The following is a 16,783-nucleotide window of genomic DNA, read 5'->3' as shown; positions in this document are numbered from 1 at the left end:
GATGCAACCTTTTGGCCAACTCAACCGGCGCGGGGTTCCCGTTCCAGGGCGGCCAGGGCGAGCACCAGCCATCCGAGGATGAGCATAGTCCCGCCAATGGGCGCGGCCATAGGAAATATCACGATGTCCCAGAGCGCCCGCAGCGCCAGCGCCCCGCTGAACAGCACCGTGCCCAGCGCGATGATGCCGGCCCCGACGCTGGCGAAGGACCAGCCCGGCCCGCGCACCACCGCCAGCGCGCAGCCCCCCACCACGGCGCTCGCCCCCAGCATGAGGAAGGTCGCCGCCGTGGTCAAATTCGGCTCGGCGGTCAGATGCGCCCCCCCCGCCGCCGCCGCCACCCCGGCCGCGCCCATCAGGCCGGCGAGAAACACCAGAAGTCGGCGAAAGGCATTCATGGCTCTGCTCCGCTTGGCTGGCCGTCCGTGGCGATGACGTGGAAGAAGGTTCCCGAGACCCACCCCCGGCGAGCCCCCGCATTCCCCATCTCCTTACCCTGACCATCGCTCAGCGCGACCAGCGGCGCATCGTCGCCCGCTTGTGTGACGCTGGCATAATGGAACTCGTGGCCGCGCAGCCCTGTCCCCGCCGGGCCCAGCGGCGAGGCGTCCAGCGTCACCGCCCGCCGGTAGCCGAGATTGAGCCGGCGCTTGGCAAAGCTGGTGGCATGGCCGAGCAGGCCGAGCATGGCGTGCTCGCGGCCCTGCGCATCGGCGATCGACTGGCCCAGCACCATGAAGCCCCCGCATTCGCCATGCACCGGCCGCGTCCGGGCGAAATGGCGCACCCCATCGAGAAAGCGGGAGGCTTGCGCCAGCCTTTCCCCGTGCAGTTCGGGATAGCCGCCGGGCAGCCAGCAGGCATCCGCCGCCGGATCGGGCGCGTCATCGGCGAGCGGCGAGAACGGCAGGATCTCCGCCCCGGCCCGCCGCCAGCCGGCGACAAGGTGCTCATAGGCGAAGGAAAAGGCCACGTCCTGCGCCAGCGCGATCCGCTGGCCGGGCGGCGCCAGCGCCACCGGTGCCGGGCCGGACGCGGGCAGCGGCGCCCCCAGCGCGCACAGCGCGTCGAGGTCGATATGCGCTTCCGCCCGTTCCGCCAGCGCCGCGAGTTGTTCGGCCAACGCGGGGTGCTCGCCCGCCTGCACCAGGCCGAGATGCCGCTCGGGCAGGCGCACCGCCCCATCGCGCGGCAGGCTGCCCAATATCTGGATGCCCAGCGCCGCGATGGCGGCACTCGCCTGCAGGCGATGCCGCTCGCTGGCGACCTGGTTGAGGATGACCCCGGCGACGCGCACGCGCGGGTCGTGGGTGGCGAATCCCCGCACCACGGCGGCGGCCGATTGCGACTGGCCCGAAATATCGACCACCAGCACGACTGGCAGGCCGAGCCGGGCGGCAAGGTCGGCCGCCGCGCCGCTGCGCCCCGGTTCGCCCTCGATGCCGTCGAACAGGCCCATCGACGCCTCGATGAGCACGATCTCCGCCCCCGTCCCCGCCTCCGCCGCCAGCGCGTCGATGAGGGCGGGCGGCATGGCGAAGCTGTCGAGGTTCAGCCCCGGCAGGCCGGTGGCGGCGGCGTGGAAGGCGGGGTCGATATAGTCCGGGCCGGACTTGGTCGCCCGCACCCGCACGCCGCGCGCCCGCAGCGCCGCCGCGACCCCGAGCGTCACCGTGGTCTTGCCCGAGCCCGAGCGCGGCGCGGCGATGATGACGGCGCGGGCGGTCATGTGGCGGCTCCGGCGAGGTCGCGGCTGCCCCCTCTCCGCGACGGGGAGAGGGTCGGGGTGAGGGGTTGTTGAGCGCGGCTACCCGGCTTCCCCTCACCGGCCCGCTGCGCGGGCCACCTCTCCCCGACGGGGAGAGGGAAAGACAAGCCCGCCCTCATTCCCGCCCCCGGAAGCGGCGCTGATAGGCGGCGTCATAGAGCGCGCTCTCGCGAAAATTCTCCGGCGCCAGCGCCCGGCCCACCAGGATGAGCGCGGTGCGCTCCACCGGCTCCCTCGCCACTTTCGCAACGATGTCATCAAGCGTGCCAGACATCACCCGCTCGGTCGGCCGGCTCGCCTCCACCACGACCGCCACCGGGCAGTCCCTGCCATAGAGCGGCGCCAGTTCCGCCACCACCTGCTCCAGCGCATGGATGGCGAGATGGATGGCCAGCGTCGCCCCGGTCGCGCCGAAGGCGGCCAGCGTCTCGCCCGCCGGCATCGCCGAGGCGCGACCGGAGACGCGGGTGATGACGAGGCTCTGCGCCAGACCGGGCACGGTGAGTTCGCGCCCCAGCACCGCGCTGGCGGCGGCGAAGGCCGGCACGCCGGGGGTGAGCGTGTGGGAAATCCCGTGCTTTTCCAACCGCCGGACTTGCTCGGCCACCGCCGAATAAATGGAGAGGTCGCCCGAGTGCAGCCGCGCCACATCGTGCCCCGCCGCCTGCGCCGCGACGAATTCCGCCTCGATCTCGTCGAGCGAGAGCGGGGCCGTGTCGACGATCCGCGCGCCTTGCGGGCACCAGCCGAGCACGTCGGGCGGCACGATTGAACCGGCATAGAGGCAGACCTCGCAGCGGGCGATGAGGTCGCGCCCGCGCAGCGTCATCAGGTCCGCCGCGCCCGGCCCGGCGCCGATGAAATGCACGGTCACGATGTCTGCGCCTCCTTCTCCGCTTCCCGCGCGAAGGCGCAGGTCACGGGTCCTAACACGAAGCGCGGGCCGATCAGCGCCGAACGCCGCCCGGCCACGGCGAGGGCCGAGGCTTCGGCGACCGAAGGCACGCCCATCAGCGCCACCACGCGCTCGGAATGCGTCATCGCCCGCGTGCCCGCCGCCTCCAGCTGGCGCTGCGGCACCATGACAAGCAGCAGGCCGAGATCGAGCGCCGCCTTGATGATGCCGGCCTCGCTGCCCTTCGCCGCCGGCGTCGCCATCAGCGAGATGTCGCACAGCTTGACGCCGTGGCGCTCCATCGCCCCGCGCATGGCCGCGCACACCTCCTCCGAGGTGACGCCGCGTCGGCTGCCAATGCCGGCGACGATCATGAGACCTCCCCCGGCTTGGTCCAGCTCCATTGCGTCACCGGCATGGCCGGCCGCCAGCCGGTGAGCCCGCCCACCGGCACCGCCCGGGCGACGGAAAGGCGCAGCAGGTCGCCGCCCAGCGCGGCATGGCGGGCGATCAGCAGCGCCTCGGTCTCCAGCGTCACCGCATTGGCGACCAGCCGGCCGCCGGGCCTGAGCGCGGCCAGCGCCGCCTCCAGCACGCCGGGCTCGCCCGCCCCGCCGCCGACAAAGATCGCGTCCGGCGCCGCAAGCCCCGCCAGCGCCTCGGGCGCTTTCCCCTCGATGATCTCCAGCCCCGGCACGCCGAGCGCCGCCGCATTGCGCCGCGCCCGCGCCGCCCGCTCCGGGCGTTCTTCGATGCCGATGGCGGTGAGCGAGGGATCGGCCAGCATCCATTCAATGCCGATCGACCCCGCCCCGGCGCCGATGTCCCACAAAAGCTCGCCCCGGCGGGGCGCGAGGGCGGCAAGCGTCACCGCGCGGATCTCGCGCTTGGTCAATTGCCCGTCATGCTCGAACAGATCGTCCGGCAGCCCCGGCGTCAGCGGCACGATACGCGCGCCCTCCCCCGCCGCCACCTCGATGGCGAGCAGGTTCAGCGGATCGATATCCGCAAGCGCGAAGCCTTCGGCCACGGCGCGGCGCAGCCGCTCGCGCGGGCCGCCCAGCGCCTCCAGCACGGTGAGACTTGAACCGCCAAAGCCGCTTTCCGCCAGCAGGCGCGCGATCTCGCCCGGCCCGGCGCCGTCCGAGGTCAGCACCAGCAGCCGCCGGCCGGGATGCAGATGCGCCCGCACCAGATCGAGCGAACGGCCATGCACGGTGAGACAGGTCACGTCCGCCAGCGGCCAGCCGAGCCGGGCGGCGGCGAGGCTGAAGGCGGACGGCGCGGGAAAGGCGCGCATCTCATCGGCCGGCACATGCCGCGCCAGCGTGGCGCCGACGCCGTGCAGGAACGGATCGCCCGAGGCCAGCACGCAGACGCGCCGCCCGCGCGACGCCAGCACCTCGTCAATGCCGCGCGCGAACGGGCTCGGCCAGGCCCGCGCCTCGCCCTTCACCGCCGCGCCGGCGAGCGCCAGATGCCGCGCCCCGCCGAACACGACCGAAGCCGCCTCCACCGCCGCCCGCGCGGCGGGCGAGAGGCCGTCCAGCCCATCCTCGCCAATGCCGACAAGTGTGAGCCAGCGGCCGCCGTCGATGAGGGCGGGTTCGGCAGTTGACGCGGCGCAGGCGATGGTTTCACTGCCGGGCATGGACGCACCCCCCTCGATCCGGGAAACCGGCGCCCCGCGCCTGCTCATCCTCGGCGGCACCGCCGAGGCCCGCGAACTCGCGGCGGCGTTGCAGGCGCGCGGAACCTTCGCGGTCAGCCTGTCGCTTGCCGGGCGCACGCGCAACCCGCTGCCCCAGTCCGCCCCCACCCGCTCGGGCGGCTTCGGCGGCGTCGACGGCCTCGAAGCCCATTTGCGGGCGGAACGCATCGACGCGCTGGTCGACGCCACCCACCCCTTCGCCGCCACCATGTCGCACCACGCGCATGAGGCCGCCCGCCGTGCCGGCGTGCCGCTCCTCGCTTTGCAACGCCGCGAATGGCAGCGCCAGCCCGGCGATATCTGGCGGGAGGCCGCCACCATTCCCGAGGCGGTGGAAAAGCTCGGCCCCGCCCCGCGCCGTGTGCTGGTCGCGCTCGGCCGCAACGAGGTGCGGGCGCTGGAAGCCGCCCCCCAGCACGCCTGTCTCGTGCGCAGCATCGATCCGGTGGAGCCGCCGCTCGCCGTGCCGCAGGCCCGCTATATCGAGGCACGCGGCCCCTTCGCGGAGGCCGACGAGCACGCTTTGCTCACCGCCCACCGCATCGACGCCATCCTGTCCAAGAACAGCGGCGGGGAAGCGACCTATGGCAAGATCGCGGCCGCCCGCGCGCTCGGCATCGAGGTAATCATGGTCGCCCGGCCGGCACGGCCCGAGGTCGAGACGGTCGACAGCGTGGACGGGGTGCTGGAGTGGCTGGAGCGCCTCCCTCATCACTCCTCCCCGGCGCGGCGCGGGGTGTAGACCAGCGCCGGCAGGCCGGGCCGCTCCACCAGCCGCGTCTCCGGCGAACCGACGATGATGCAGGTCGCCATATCGGCCATATGGCCGCGCGCATTCGCCAGCGGCACCACCCGCATGCGTTCGTCTGGCCGCCCCACCGCACGGCCGAAGATCACAGGCACGCTGGCCGGCAGCTCGGCGCGCAGAATGTCGAAGGCGGTGTCGAGCTGGTGCGGGCGGGCTTTCGACACCGGGTTGTAGAAGGCCATCGCAAAGCCGGCCTGCGCGGCGAGCCGCAGCCGCTTCTCGATCACCTCCCAGGGCTTCAGATTGTCCGAGAGCGAGATGGCGCAGAAATCATGCCCCAGCGGCGCGCCGCATTTGGCCGCCACCGCCAGCATGGCGGTGATTCCCGGCACGATGACGAGATCGAGCGCCCGCCACTCGCTCGGGCCGGCCTCGATCGCCTCGATCACCGCCGCCGCCATGGCAAACACGCCGGGATCGCCGCCCGACACCATCGCCACCGTGGCGCCGCCAGCGGCATGCGCCAGCGCCGCGCCGGCGCGGGTCAGTTCCTCGCGATTGTCGGAAGGATTGCGCGTCTGCCCCTCGCGCACCGGCACGCGGGCGAGATAGGGCTCGTAGCCATACAGCGCTTCGGCTTGTGCCAGCGCCGCGCTCGCCTCGGGGATGAGATAGCGCGCCTCGCCCGGCCCGAGGCCGACGATGAACAGTTTGCCCTTGGCCATCAGCGCGTCTCCCAGCCCGGCACCAGCACGATGGCGAAATAGGGCGCGGGCGCATCGCCCCGCGTCTCCAGCTTTTCGCACAGGCTGCCACTCATCGTGCCGCGCTCGACATAGAGCGCCCGCTCCAGCCGTCCGGCAACCGCGAGCGCGCGGCGGATCTTCGGCAAATTGCGCCCCACCTTCATGATGACGGCCGCATCGGTGCCCTGCAGCCGGCGCGCGAGTTCCGCCTCGTTGAGGGTGCCCGGCAGCACGCTCAGCACATCATCGCCCTGCGCGATCGGCGTTCCCGCCTGCGACCAGCAGCCGGACATGCCGGTGACGCCGGCAATGACCTCGGTGGGAAAGCGATGCGCCAGCCGCACATGCAGATGCATGTAGGAGCCGTAGAACAGCGGGTCGCCTTCCGACAGCACCGCCACGGTGCGCCCGGCCGCCAGATGCGCCGCCACCGCCTGCGCGGCGTCCTCATAGAAGCCAGTGATCGCCGTGCGATAGGGCGCCTCGTCCTTCGGCATCTCCGTCGTCACGGGGTAGCCGAGCGGCAGTTCCTCCGCCCCGGGTCGGAAATGGGCGTGGGCGATGGCGCGGGCATGGCTGCCATTGCCGAGCTTGGCGAAATAGGCGACGACATCGGCCTCGCCCAGCGCCCGCACCGCCTTCAGCGTCATCAGCTCCGGGTCGCCCGGCCCGACGCCGACGCCGATCAGCCGCCCCTGCGCGGTCTCGCTCATAGGCCCGGCCTCGCCAGCGCGTTCACCGCCGCCGCCGTCATGGCGCTGCCCCCGAGCCGGCCGCGCACCACCAGCCAGGGCACGCCGTGATCGCCCAGCGCCAGCGCGTCCTTCGATTCCGCCGCGCCGACAAAGCCGACGGGGATACCCAGAATCGCCGCCGGCTTCGGCGCCCCGGCATCGAGCATTTCCAAGAGGCGGAACAGCGCGGTGGGCGCGTTGCCGATGGCGATGACAGCGCCGTCCATATGGTCGCGCCACAGTTCCAGCGCGGCGGCCGAGCGGGTGGTGCCGAGCCGCTCGGCGAGTTCGGGCACGTCAGGCTCGCGCAGGGTGCAGATCACCTCATTGTTCGCCGGCAGCCGGGCGCGGGTGACGCCATGCGCCACCATCTGCGCGTCGCACAGGATCGGCGCGCCGGCCTTCAACGCGTTGCGGGCGGCCCGCACCAGATCGGGCGCGAAATCGATGGCGAAGGCGGCCTCCACCAGCCCGCAGGCATGGATCATCCGCACCGCCACATCCGCCTCGTCAGGCGTGAAGCGGCCGAGTTCGGCCTCCTCGCGGATGATGGCGAAGGAGCGCTCATAGATCGCATTGCCGTCGCGCTCATAATCGAACGGGGTGGACACTCAGGCCAGATCCTTCTGCAATGTCTCGCGCAGCTGCGCGACGGGCACGATGCGGGCGGGCACATCGCGCGGCGTGCCTTCGACCACGAGACCCGCCCCTTCGTCCAGCCCCACGATGGTCAGCGCCGCCTTTGCGGGGTGGGCGCAGCCCTTCGGACAGCCGGAAATGTGGAGATCGCGCCCGTCGAGCAGCGGCACCAGCGTCGCCGCCAGCGCGTGGGTGTCGAGCCGCGCCGAGGCGCAGGCGGGGCGCCCGGCGCAGGCAAAGACGCGCCGGCGCGGATCGTTGGCGTCGGTGAGGAAACCGAGCCCCGCCGCCATCGCGCGCAGGGTTTCCGCCGCCTCAGGCGCGAGCCCGATCAGCATCAGCGCCCGCCCGGCGGCGGGCTCGACCTCGGTCCCGCCCGCCCGACGCGCGGCGTCCATCAGTTTCGCCAGCACCGCCGCCCGCACCTGCCCGAATTCAAGCCCGAGGCCGAGGGCGACGCCGCCATCGGTCAGCGGATGCAGCCCCACCGGGTCGACGCCCGCATCGCCCACCGGGACCGGCGGGGCGAGGCCGAATTCGGCGCGCAGGGGCGCGATCCCCTCCGCCGCCGCCACTTCCGTCATCCGCGCCGACATGCCCCGTGCCGCCAGCCGCTGCAGCAGCGCGATGACCACCGCCGCCGCGCGCTCCGCTTCAACCGCGCCGAGCGGCACGCCGGCCAGCGCGAGGGAAAGCCCCCCTTCCCCGGCGCTCACCGCGATATCCGCCTTCAGCCCGCCGAGCCGGAGCCGCCCGCCGCCATCGACAACGACCGAGGTTTTTGGCGCAAGGTGCGGCACGAGAGGCGCGGCGCCGTCAGAAATCGACCGCGCCAGCGGGCGCGGGTCGAAGCGCGCCGAAGGGTCCTGCCCCGCCAGCGCGCTCACCTCCACCGGAAAGCCCTGCGGCACCGCGATGCCGAGCGCCGCCACCGCCTCGGCAAGGCCCGGCGCGGTGGCCGGCGTCAGCCCGCGCAGCTGCAGCTTGCCGCGCGCCGTCACCTCAAGGATTCCGTTGCCGCGATCGGCCGCGAGAAGCGCCAGCCCGGCGAGCTGGTCGAGGTTGAGCGGCGCCAGCGGCTGCAGCCGCGCCAGCAGCCCGTCGCCGGTTTGCATCGGTTCCGGCAGGCTCGGGCAGGCGCCCCGGCGCATGGTTGGAATCGCGCTCATTCCGCCGCCTCCCCGGCGAGCGTGGCGAGATCGGACCCGACATCGTTGCGGCGGGGGTGCCAGAGCCCCTTGTCGCGCGCGCCCTCGAACCGCGCCGCGACGAAGCGCGCCGCCTCGGGCGAGGCCTCCATCAGAAAGTCCCGCACGCCGGCATCGCCGACATAGGCGGCGTGCAGCGCGTCGATCAGGTGGCCCGGCACCGCGCGCGTCGCCTCGGCGAAGCCGATCAGCCGGTCCACCGTTTCCGCCATCTCCGCCGCCCCGCGCGGGCCGTGGCGGGTGAGTCCTTGCAGGTAGCGCGGGTTCACCCGCCCCCGCACGATCCGCGCCAGCGCCGCCGCCAAAGGGCGGGCCTGCGGCCGGGCGGGATCGGAGGTGTCCAGCACCACGAGGTCCGGCGTACGGCCGAGCCGTTCCGCCGCCGCCGCGAAGCCGCCGATGAAGGCGAGATCGGCATCGCCTTCCAAGAGGTCGCGGCCGGGATCGTCGGCGCCGTGCACCAGCAGATCCGCCGCCGCCACCCGCGCGGCAAAGTCGCCCGCCGGGCGGGCCGTGCCCTCCGCCCCGCCATAGGCATGCGAGGCGCTGGCGAGATAGGCGGCGCCCAACGCCTCCCGCTCCATTCCGTCGGCGCGGCGTTCCAGCCCGGCGCCATAGGCCCCCGGCGCGGTGCCGAAAATCCGCGCCGCCCCCTCGCCCGCCGCGCGCAGCGGGTTTTCCTCGTTGCTCTCCTCGCGCCGCGCCACCGCCCGCAGCGCGGCGTCGATGAGCGCGATCTGCGCCGGGAACAGGTCGCGGAACAGGCCGGAAATGCGGAAGGTGACATCGACGCGCGGGCGCCCCAGCACGGCCGGCGGCAGCACCTCGATGCCGGTGACGCGGCCCGAGCCCGGGTCCCACACCGGCCGGGCGCCGATCAGCGCCAGCCCCTGCGCGATCTCCTCGCCGCCGGTGCGCAGCGTGGCGCTGCCCCAGAGGTCGAGCACGAGGGAACGCGGCCAGTCGCCATGCGCCTGCGCATAGGCGCGCACGATCTCGTCGGCCGCCAGCCGGCCGAGATCCATCGCGGTGGCGGTCGGCAGGGCGCGGGGATCGCTGGTGAACAGGTTCCGCCCGGTCGGCATCACGTCTGAGCGCCCGCGTCCCGGCGCGCCGGCCGGCCCGGCGGGCACGCGGCGGGCGTCCAGCGCCGCCAGCAGCCCGTCGCGCTCGGCCTCCCCGCACAGCCCCCGGCCATAGACATGGAAGCCGTCCTTCAGCCGCATCTCCTTGATGTCGCAGAGAAAGGCGTCGATCTGCTTGAGCGCCTCCTCCGGGTCGGCATCCGCGTCGAGCCCGGCGTCGCGGGCAAGGCCGGTGCGGGTCGCCTCTTCCACGATCAACCGGGCGAGACGCGCGCGGCGGCGCCCGTCGAGCCCGTCGGCCTGCGCGTACTCATCGACCAGCCGCTCCAGCGCGGCGGCGTCGCCGGCGAGGCCGGCCTCCTGTGTCGGCGGCGGCAGATGGCCGAGCGTCACCGCCGCGATCCGCCGCTTCGCCTGCGCCGCCTCGCCGGGATTGGAGACGATGAAGGGATAGATGACGGGGAGCGCGCCCAGCACCAGTTCGGGGAAACAGCCGCGGGTCAGCGCCACATGCTTGCCCGGCAGCCATTCCAGAGTGCCATGCGCGCCCATATGCACGAGCGCGTCGGCGTTCTGCTGCAGCCACAGGCCGAAGGCCAGCAGCCCATGGCGTGGCGGCAGCGCCGGGTCGTGATACTGCGCCCGCCGGTCCGCCGCATCGCCCCGCTCCGGCGCCAGCGCCACGATGACGTTGCCGAAGCGGGCGGCGCGGAAGCGGAAGGCGCCGTCGATCAGGTCGGGGTCGTCTTCGGGCGGGCCCCACGCCGCCGCGACAGCGGCCGCCGCCTCGGGCGGCAGGGTGGCGAGGTGGGCGCGGTAGGCGGAGAGGGAGAGAACCGCGTCATCCTGAGGTGCGAGCGTAAGCGAGCCTCGAAGGATGCCGGTGGAGTGTCCCTCACGACCATCCTTCGAGGCCGCCTGCGGCGGCACCTCAGGATGACGGCGCTCTTGGCGCACCCTCTCCACCAGCGCCTTCTCGTCGCCCGGCACGTCCGCCACCCCGTAGCCGGCGGCTTCCAAATCCACGAGCAGCGCGAGCACGCTCGCGGGCACGTCGAGCCCCACCGCCCAGCCGGTGCGGCCGGGGGCGCCGGCATAGTCCGGCATCAGCACGGTGACGCGGCGCTGCGCGGGCGGGGTCGCCCGCAGCCGGACCAGCGCCGCGACGCGGTCGGCCACCTGCGCCACCCGGTCGGGCACCGGCGCGTTCACCAGCGCGGCGAAGCCGGGCACGGCCGGCATCTCCTGCGGCGCCTTGAAGGAGAGCGCGCCGGCCAGCACCCGCCCGTCGAGTTCCGGCAGCACCACATGCATGGCGAGATCCGCGCTGGTCAGCCCGCGCGCGCCTTCCACCCACGCCGCGCGCTTGGTGGTGGCGAGGATCGCCTGCAGCACCGGCACGTCAGGCGCGTCCAGCACGGTGTCGGCGCCGGGATCGGCGGCGGCGAAGGCGGTCAGCGTCAGGATCGCGGCCGGGTCCATGCCCGCCAGCGCATCGCGCAGGAAGGCGATGGAGACCGGCTCCTTCAGGCTGGCGACGAAGATCGGCCGGGGATCGAGCCCGCGCGCGACGAGCGCGGCGCAGAGCGCGTCGACCGGCGCGGTATCCCCCGCCAACGCCATGGAGCGGTAGAAGATGATCGGGATGGCGGGGCGGGCAGCCTCCAGAAGTGAGAGGCCCTCATCCCCGGGCTTGACCCGGGGACCCAGCGTTTCCGAGGTCGCGAGGCGCGGCCCCTGGGTGGCCGGGTCAAGCCCGGTCCTGAGGGGGCGAGAGCGGGAAACGCGCGACGGAATATCGGCAAGATGTGCCGACGCCACGCTCCCCTCATAAAACCCGGCCAGCGGCAGGTTCTGCGGCGCCGGCGGGGGAGCCGCCATCGCCCGCCCCGCATGGCCAGCGAGCAGCCGCAGCAGCGCGGCCATGTTGCCCGGCCCGCCGGCGCGGAAATAGCCGAGCAGCGCGGCCAGCTCGGCCTCGTCAAGGGTCGAGGCCTCGGCAAGGCGCGGGTCGTCGCGGTCCTCGCCCGGCAGCACCGCCAGCGCGAAGCCGCGCGCGCGCGCCTCGGCGCTGAGCCGGTCGACGCCATAGCGCCACCAGTCGAGCCCGCCGAGCAGCCGCACCACCACGATGCGGGCATGGATCGCCACTTTGTCGATCCAGAGATCGACCGACATCGGATGCCGGAGGTCGCGCAGATTGGCCAGCCGCAGGCTCGGCAGCCCGGCCCCTCCCTGCGGCGCCTGCGCCATGGCGGCGGCGAGCGCGCCGAGGTCGCTGTCGGCGAAGGACACCACCACCATCTCGCCCGGCGTCTGGCCGAGATCGACCGGCTCGACCAGATCGTCGAGGCTGGAGGAGGTGGTGGTGAGGATATGCATGGGGTGGCGGCTCTCCTGAAATCGTCATCCCGGCCGAAGCGCAGCGCCGCGCCGGGATCGGTTGCCGTTCATGCCGGCCGGCGATCCCGGATCGGCCTCGCGGCCGTCCGGGATGACGGGAGGCTCACGCCGCCACGCTCTCTCCGGCGAGGATCGCCTCCACCTTGGCCCGGTCGAGCCCCTTCAGGCCGATGGCGACGAGGCGGCCGGTGCGCGCGCCCGCGCCCCAGGGCCGGTCGAAATGATGCGCCACGCGCGGGCCCACCGCCTGCACCAGAAGCCGCATCTTCTTGCCGGCGACGGGCAAAAACCCCTTCACCCGCAGCACGTCGGCCTCGTCCGCCGCCCGCGCCACCCGCGCCGCGAATTCGGCCGGGTCGGTGATTTCAGGCACCTCGACGACGAAGCTGTCGAAATCGTCATGGTCGTGGTCGAGCTCGTCATCGTGATGCGTCTTGCGGTTCTCGATGTCGTTCTCGGTGCCGATGCCGAGACCCATCAGGATTGCCGGGTCGATCCGCCCGTCGGTCACGCTCACCACCCGCACGCCCTTGGGCAGCTCGGCGTCGAGCGCGGCGCGGGCCTTGGCCTGGCCAGCGGCGTCGATCAGGTCGGCCTTGGTGAGGAGGACGAGGTCGGCGCAGGCGATCTGGTCGTCGAACACTTCCTCGATCGGGTCGTCATGGTCGAGGCTGTCATCGGCCGCGCGCTGGGCGGCGAGCGCGTCATGGTCATGGGCGACACGGCCGGAGGCCAGCGCCTCGCCATCCACCACCGCCACCACGCCGTCCACCGTCACCCGGCTCTTGATCGCCGGCCAGTGGAAGGCCTGCACCAGGGGCTTGGGCAAAGCGAGGCCGGAGGTCTCGATTAGGATGTGGTCGACCTTCGGCACCAGGGCGAGGATGGCGTCGAGCGCCGGCACGAAATCATCCGCCACGGTGCAGCAGATGCAGCCATTGGCCAGCTCGACGATGTTCTCCTCCGGGCAGGTGTCGACGCCGCAGCCCTTCAATATCTCGCCGTCGATGCCGACATCGCCGAACTCGTTGACGATCACCGCCAGCCTTTTGCCACGCGCATTCTCCAGCACATGGCGGATCAGCGTCGTTTTCCCCGAGCCGAGAAAGCCGGTGACGATGGTGCAGGGCACACGGTCGAGCGCGGCGGGATGGGAATCGACGACGGACATAGGGCATCTCCACGAGCAACGGATTCGCGGGATGCGTCGGTCGCGGAAAGGAGCTTCCGCGCGAAGCCGCGCGAACGCGGCTCTGCCTGTCTGCCGGGCACCCCGCCGGCACGCACGACCGGACCACCGGCAGGTCTCCTGGCTCGCGGGTCGCTGCCTCGTCGCCGCCTTCCCGGAGAGGTCTCCAGTGGCTTCCGGCTGAGGCTCGCCGCTCACAGTTGCGGGGGCAGCCGCGGAATTGGGGCCCTGAACATGCCCCGCACCGCATTCCCTCTTCGTCCCTCCCTGGCGGGAGGAAACCGACGGTCGCGGCCACTTAAGGAGGCTTGGCCGGCAAAGTCAAACCGGACGGCGCCGGTTGCCCGGCGGTGCGCCCCGGCTATAGTCCGCCGCTCGCCCGCAGCCGACGACAGGAGCCGACGACGATGACGCCTCGCTTTGCCCCGGCCCGCGCCCCGGCCCTCGTCCCGTGACGCTGACCCTCGTCCTCGGCGGCGCCCGTTCCGGCAAGAGCGCTTATGCCGAGGGTCTTGTCGCCGGCTTTCCGCCGCCCTGGAGCTACATCGCCACCGCGCAGGCCTGGGACGACGAGATGGCCGAGCGCATCGCCTTGCACCGCGCCCGGCGCGGCGCGGGCTGGCAGACGCTCGACGCCCCGCACGACCTTGCCGCAACGCTGAAAGCGCTGCCGTCCGGCCGGCCGGTGCTGGTGGATTGCCTGACCCTCTGGCTGTCCAACCGGATGCTGGCCGAGGCTGATCTCGCCATTGAGTGCGCCGCGCTGGTGGAGGCGCTCGCCAGCCATGGCGGGCCGGTGGTCGTGGTGTCGAACGAGGTCGGGCTCGGCATCGTGCCCGACAACGCGCTGGCCCGCCGCTTCCGCGACGCGCAGGGCCGGCTCAACCAGGGGGTGGCCGCCCGCGCCGACAGCGTGCTCTTCATGGTCGCCGGCCTGCCAATGAAGGTGAAATGATGAGCGACATCTCCCCCGAAGACGCCGCCCGCCACCGCGCCAAGATGGAAAAGCGCAAGGCGGTGCAGGACGCGGAAGTGGCGGAAAAATCCGTCGAGAAGGGCCTGCTCATCGTCCACACCGGCCCCGGCAAGGGCAAGTCGACCGCCGCCTTCGGCCTCGCTCTGCGCACGCTCGGCCAGCCGGACGGGGCCAAGGTCGGCGTGGTGCAGTTCATCAAGGGCGCGTGGGAATCGGGCGAGCGCAGCGCATTGGAGAGTTTTGGCCCGCGCGTGGAATGGCACTCGATGGGCGAGGGCTTCACCTGGGAGACGCAGGACCTCGCCCGCGACATCGCCGCCGCCCGCCGCGCCTGGGACAAGGTGCGGGAGATGATGGACGATCCCGCCATCGGCCTGCTCATCCTCGACGAGCTGAACATCGCCCTGCGCTACGACTACCTCCCGCTGGCCGAGGTGGTGGCGGCGCTCACCGCCCGCCGCGAAGGGCTGCACATCGTCGTCACCGGCCGCAACGCCAAGGCGGAGCTGATCGAGGCCGCCGATCTCGTCACCGAAATGGGCCTCGTCAAACACCACTTCAAAGCCGGGGTGAAGGCGCAGAAGGGCATCGAGTTCTGATGTGGCCGTCACAGCGACCTGCGAAGAATTGGGGCCGGCGATCTCGCATTCTCGCAGCGACATTCCTATGTAATCAACGACGCCGAGTGTTGCGGCGTGACCCTTTGATGGAGAAACGCTTCGATGCGTTCCACCCCTGTCGCGTACCTGTTCTGGTGCTTCGGCCTGATCGGAATCTGCGGCATTCATCGCTTCTATGCCGGCCGCTACTGGACCGGCGCGCTGTGGCTGCTGACGGTCGGCCTGCTCGGCATCGGGCAGATCATCGATCTGTTCCTGATCCCCGGCATGGTGCGCGAGGCCAATCTGGAACGCCGCGTCGACTTTCTCGAAACACGGCGCGGCTGAACGGCCGCCTCTTTGAACAGTCTTATGCGGGCCGCCCTGCCCTCTCCCCATTGGGGAGAGGTGGCCCGCGCAGCGGGTCGGTGAGGGGTCTCCCGGCAGACCGCCCTCCAGCCCCCTCACCCCACCCCTCTCCCCGCCGGGGAGAGGGGGCATGAGCCCTCCCTCTCGCGCCTCCCTCGCCCTCATGTTCCAGGGCACCGGCTCGGATGTCGGCAAGTCGCTGATCGTCGCCGGCCTCGCCCGCGCCTTCACCCGGCGCGGGCTGAAGGTGCGCCCGTTCAAGCCGCAGAACATGTCGAACAACGCCGCCGTTACCGCCGATGGCGGCGAGATCGGCCGCGCGCAGGCGCTGCAGGCCCGCGCCGCCCGCGTGGCGCCGTCCGTCCACATGAACCCGGTGCTGCTGAAACCGCAGAGCGACATCGGCTCGCAGGTCATCGTGCAGGGCCGGGCGCAGGGCACGGCCAAGGCGGCGGACTACCAGACGCTCAAGCCCGCATTGATGGCCGCCGTGCTGGACAGCTATGGCCGGCTGCAGGCCGAGGCCGATCTCGTGCTGGTGGAAGGCGCCGGCTCGGCCTCCGAGATCAATCTGCGCGCCAACGACATCGCCAATATGGGATTTGCCCGCGCGGCGAATGTCCCTGTCATCCTCATCGGCGACATCGACCGCGGCGGCGTCATCGCCAGCCTCGTCGGCACGAAAGCCGTGCTGCCAGAGGACGACGCGACGATGATCCGCGGCTTCCTGGTCAACCGCTTTCGCGGTGACCCCACTCTCTTCGCCGCCGGCATGGAAGAGATCGCCGTCCGCACCGGCTGGGAAGCGCTCGGGCTGATCCCGTTCTTCACCGACGCCCGCCGCCTGCCGGCGGAGGACGCGCTGGCGCTCGACGCCCCGACGCCGGCGAAGCCCGGTGCGCGGGTGAAGATCGCCGTGCCGCTGCTGCCGCGCATCGCCAATTTCGACGATCTCGACCCGCTGGAGGCCGAGCCCGGCGTCGAGGTGGTGCGCGTGCGCCCCGGCACGCCGCTGCCCGCCGATGCCGCGCTCATCCTGCTGCCGGGCTCGAAATCCACCATGGCCGACCTCGCCGATCTCAGGCGCGAGGGCTGGGACATCGACCTCTTCGCCCATATCAGGCGCGGCGGGCGGGTGCTCGGCCTGTGCGGCGGCTACCAGATGCTGGGGCGCACATTGTCCGACCCGGAAGGGGTGGAAGGCCCGCCCGGCAGCGTGGCCGGCCTCGGCCTGTTGGAGGTCGACACCGTGCTCTCGGGCGAGAAGCGGCTGGTCGCCGTCACCGGCACGGCGCAAGGCGTGCCGTTTTCCGGCTACGAGATGCATATGGGCGTGACGGACGGCCCCGGCCGCGCCCGGCCCTTCGCGCAACTCGACGGCGCCGGGCCGGAAGGGGCGGTCTCCCCGGACGGACGGGTGATGGGCACCTATGCCCATGGCCTGTTCACTGATGACCGCCAGCGCGCGCACTGGCTCAGCACCCTCGGCGCGCCGCCGAGCGGGCTCGACTATGAGGCCGGGGTGGAAGCGACGCTCGACGCGCTGGCCGCGCATCTGGAACGGCACATCGACCTCGACCGGCTGCTGGAGATCGCGGCGAACGTCCCTCATGCCCGGGCTTGACCCGGGCCCCCAGCGGCGCGGCCCTCAGGCCACGCAGCATCGCATTCACGGCAGAGGCTGGGTCCGCGGGTCACGCCCGCGGATGAGGG

At 72.5% G+C, this 16,783-nt stretch carries 16 protein-coding genes and 1 riboswitch; of the genes, 5 read left to right on the top strand and 11 right to left on the bottom strand.

Annotated features, from left to right (window positions below; translation table 11 throughout):
• Positions 1–20: 20 nt before the first annotated feature.
• From BLO63_RS00630 to cbiE, 5 genes are all read right to left on the bottom strand, one after another.
• A complete protein-coding gene (locus BLO63_RS00630) occupies positions 21–398 on the bottom strand; it encodes a DUF423 domain-containing protein (protein WP_091435877.1) in 378 nt (125 codons plus the stop codon).
• Complete coding sequence (locus BLO63_RS00625) at positions 395–1,729, bottom strand: cobyrinic acid a,c-diamide synthase CobB (RefSeq protein WP_091435875.1); 1,335 nt, start codon at positions 1,727–1,729, stop codon at positions 395–397. Before BLO63_RS00625 ends, BLO63_RS00630 begins: the two co-directional genes overlap by 4 nt.
• Positions 1,730–1,883: 154 nt before the next feature.
• Positions 1,884–2,642 (bottom strand): precorrin-4 C(11)-methyltransferase, encoded by a 759-nt coding sequence (cobM, locus tag BLO63_RS00620; protein ID WP_091435873.1) that lies wholly within the window; start codon positions 2,640–2,642, stop codon positions 1,884–1,886.
• The gene (locus BLO63_RS00615; protein ID WP_091435872.1) at positions 2,639–3,037 is read right to left on the bottom strand and encodes a cobalamin biosynthesis protein; all 399 of its coding nucleotides are present in this window, start codon (positions 3,035–3,037) and stop codon (positions 2,639–2,641) included. The genes cobM and BLO63_RS00615 overlap by 4 nt, the downstream gene beginning before the upstream one ends.
• A complete protein-coding gene (gene cbiE, locus BLO63_RS00610; RefSeq protein WP_091435870.1) occupies positions 3,034–4,314 on the bottom strand; it encodes a precorrin-6y C5,15-methyltransferase (decarboxylating) subunit CbiE in 1,281 nt (426 codons plus the stop codon). Before cbiE ends, BLO63_RS00615 begins: the two co-directional genes overlap by 4 nt.
• Between cbiE and BLO63_RS00605 the strand changes: the two genes are divergently transcribed.
• On the top strand, positions 4,313–5,116 hold the full coding sequence (locus tag BLO63_RS00605; protein ID WP_091435868.1) for a cobalt-precorrin-6A reductase: 804 nt from the start codon (positions 4,313–4,315) through the stop codon (positions 5,114–5,116). The two genes, cbiE and BLO63_RS00605, sit on opposite strands and share 2 nt — an antisense overlap.
• On the opposite strand, the gene BLO63_RS00600 is transcribed toward BLO63_RS00605, so the two are convergent.
• The 6 genes from BLO63_RS00600 to cobW form a co-directional block, all read right to left on the bottom strand.
• Positions 5,086–5,847 (bottom strand): precorrin-3B C(17)-methyltransferase, encoded by a 762-nt coding sequence (locus tag BLO63_RS00600; protein ID WP_091435866.1) that lies wholly within the window; start codon positions 5,845–5,847, stop codon positions 5,086–5,088. The two genes, BLO63_RS00605 and BLO63_RS00600, sit on opposite strands and share 31 nt — an antisense overlap.
• Complete coding sequence (locus BLO63_RS00595) at positions 5,847–6,581, bottom strand: precorrin-2 C(20)-methyltransferase (RefSeq protein WP_091435864.1); 735 nt, start codon at positions 6,579–6,581, stop codon at positions 5,847–5,849. The genes BLO63_RS00600 and BLO63_RS00595 overlap by 1 nt, the downstream gene beginning before the upstream one ends.
• A complete protein-coding gene (locus tag BLO63_RS00590) occupies positions 6,578–7,213 on the bottom strand; it encodes a precorrin-8X methylmutase (RefSeq protein WP_091435862.1) in 636 nt (211 codons plus the stop codon). The genes BLO63_RS00595 and BLO63_RS00590 overlap by 4 nt, the downstream gene beginning before the upstream one ends.
• Positions 7,214–8,410, bottom strand: coding sequence for a precorrin-3B synthase (gene cobG, locus BLO63_RS00585; protein WP_091435861.1), 1,197 nt, complete (start codon positions 8,408–8,410; stop codon positions 7,214–7,216).
• Positions 8,407–11,916 (bottom strand): cobaltochelatase subunit CobN, encoded by a 3,510-nt coding sequence (gene cobN / locus BLO63_RS00580; protein ID WP_091435859.1) that lies wholly within the window; start codon positions 11,914–11,916, stop codon positions 8,407–8,409. Before cobN ends, cobG begins: the two co-directional genes overlap by 4 nt.
• 124 nt (positions 11,917–12,040) lie before the next feature.
• Entirely contained in the window at positions 12,041–13,108 is a 1,068-nt protein-coding gene (cobW, locus tag BLO63_RS00575) for a cobalamin biosynthesis protein CobW (RefSeq protein WP_091435857.1), read from the bottom strand.
• 111 nt (positions 13,109–13,219) lie between these two features.
• Positions 13,220–13,427: riboswitch (cobalamin riboswitch) on the bottom strand.
• Positions 13,428–13,577: 150 nt separating this feature from the next.
• Here cobW and cobU point away from each other — a divergent pair.
• From cobU to BLO63_RS00555, 4 genes are all read left to right on the top strand, one after another.
• A complete protein-coding gene (gene cobU / locus BLO63_RS00570; RefSeq protein WP_091435855.1) occupies positions 13,578–14,081 on the top strand; it encodes a bifunctional adenosylcobinamide kinase/adenosylcobinamide-phosphate guanylyltransferase in 504 nt (167 codons plus the stop codon).
• A complete protein-coding gene (gene cobO / locus BLO63_RS00565) occupies positions 14,081–14,701 on the top strand; it encodes a cob(I)yrinic acid a,c-diamide adenosyltransferase (protein ID WP_091437208.1) in 621 nt (206 codons plus the stop codon). Before cobU ends, cobO begins: the two co-directional genes overlap by 1 nt.
• A 123-nt stretch (positions 14,702–14,824) precedes the next feature.
• Positions 14,825–15,049 (top strand): NINE protein, encoded by a 225-nt coding sequence (locus tag BLO63_RS00560; RefSeq protein ID WP_091435853.1) that lies wholly within the window; start codon positions 14,825–14,827, stop codon positions 15,047–15,049.
• A 184-nt stretch (positions 15,050–15,233) separates the two neighbouring features.
• On the top strand, positions 15,234–16,694 hold the full coding sequence (locus tag BLO63_RS00555; protein WP_425284315.1) for a cobyric acid synthase: 1,461 nt from the start codon (positions 15,234–15,236) through the stop codon (positions 16,692–16,694).
• The last annotated feature ends 89 nt before the right edge of the window (positions 16,695–16,783 follow it).

The organism is Ancylobacter rudongensis (genome assembly GCF_900100155.1).
Lineage (GTDB): Bacteria > Pseudomonadota > Alphaproteobacteria > Rhizobiales > Xanthobacteraceae > Ancylobacter > Ancylobacter rudongensis.
The sequence above is the reverse complement of the archived record's forward strand: the minus strand, read 5'-3'. Positions and strand labels throughout refer to the sequence as shown.

What these genes read in the sequence shown, in the direction of transcription:
- BLO63_RS00630 (WP_091435877.1), bottom strand. Translation starts at nt 398, where the DNA reads ATGAATGCCTTTCGCCGACTTCTGGTGTTTCTCGCCGGCCTGATGGGC.
- BLO63_RS00625 (WP_091435875.1), bottom strand. Translation starts at nt 1,729, where the DNA reads ATGACCGCCCGCGCCGTCATCATCGCCGCGCCGCGCTCGGGCTCGGGC.
- BLO63_RS00615 (WP_091435872.1), bottom strand. Translation starts at nt 3,037, where the DNA reads ATGATCGTCGCCGGCATTGGCAGCCGACGCGGCGTCACCTCGGAGGAG.
- BLO63_RS00605 (WP_091435868.1), top strand. Translation starts at nt 4,313, where the DNA reads ATGGACGCACCCCCCTCGATCCGGGAAACCGGCGCCCCGCGCCTGCTC.
- cbiE (WP_091435870.1), bottom strand. Translation starts at nt 4,314, where the DNA reads ATGCCCGGCAGTGAAACCATCGCCTGCGCCGCGTCAACTGCCGAACCC.
- BLO63_RS00600 (WP_091435866.1), bottom strand. Translation starts at nt 5,847, where the DNA reads ATGGCCAAGGGCAAACTGTTCATCGTCGGCCTCGGGCCGGGCGAGGCG.
- BLO63_RS00595 (WP_091435864.1), bottom strand. Translation starts at nt 6,581, where the DNA reads ATGAGCGAGACCGCGCAGGGGCGGCTGATCGGCGTCGGCGTCGGGCCG.
- cobG (WP_091435861.1), bottom strand. Translation starts at nt 8,410, where the DNA reads ATGAGCGCGATTCCAACCATGCGCCGGGGCGCCTGCCCGAGCCTGCCG.
- cobN (WP_091435859.1), bottom strand. Translation starts at nt 11,916, where the DNA reads ATGCATATCCTCACCACCACCTCCTCCAGCCTCGACGATCTGGTCGAG.
- cobW (WP_091435857.1), bottom strand. Translation starts at nt 13,108, where the DNA reads ATGTCCGTCGTCGATTCCCATCCCGCCGCGCTCGACCGTGTGCCCTGC.
- cobO (WP_091437208.1), top strand. Translation starts at nt 14,081, where the DNA reads ATGAGCGACATCTCCCCCGAAGACGCCGCCCGCCACCGCGCCAAGATG.
- BLO63_RS00560 (WP_091435853.1), top strand. Translation starts at nt 14,825, where the DNA reads ATGCGTTCCACCCCTGTCGCGTACCTGTTCTGGTGCTTCGGCCTGATC.
- BLO63_RS00555 (WP_425284315.1), top strand. Translation starts at nt 15,234, where the DNA reads ATGTTCCAGGGCACCGGCTCGGATGTCGGCAAGTCGCTGATCGTCGCC.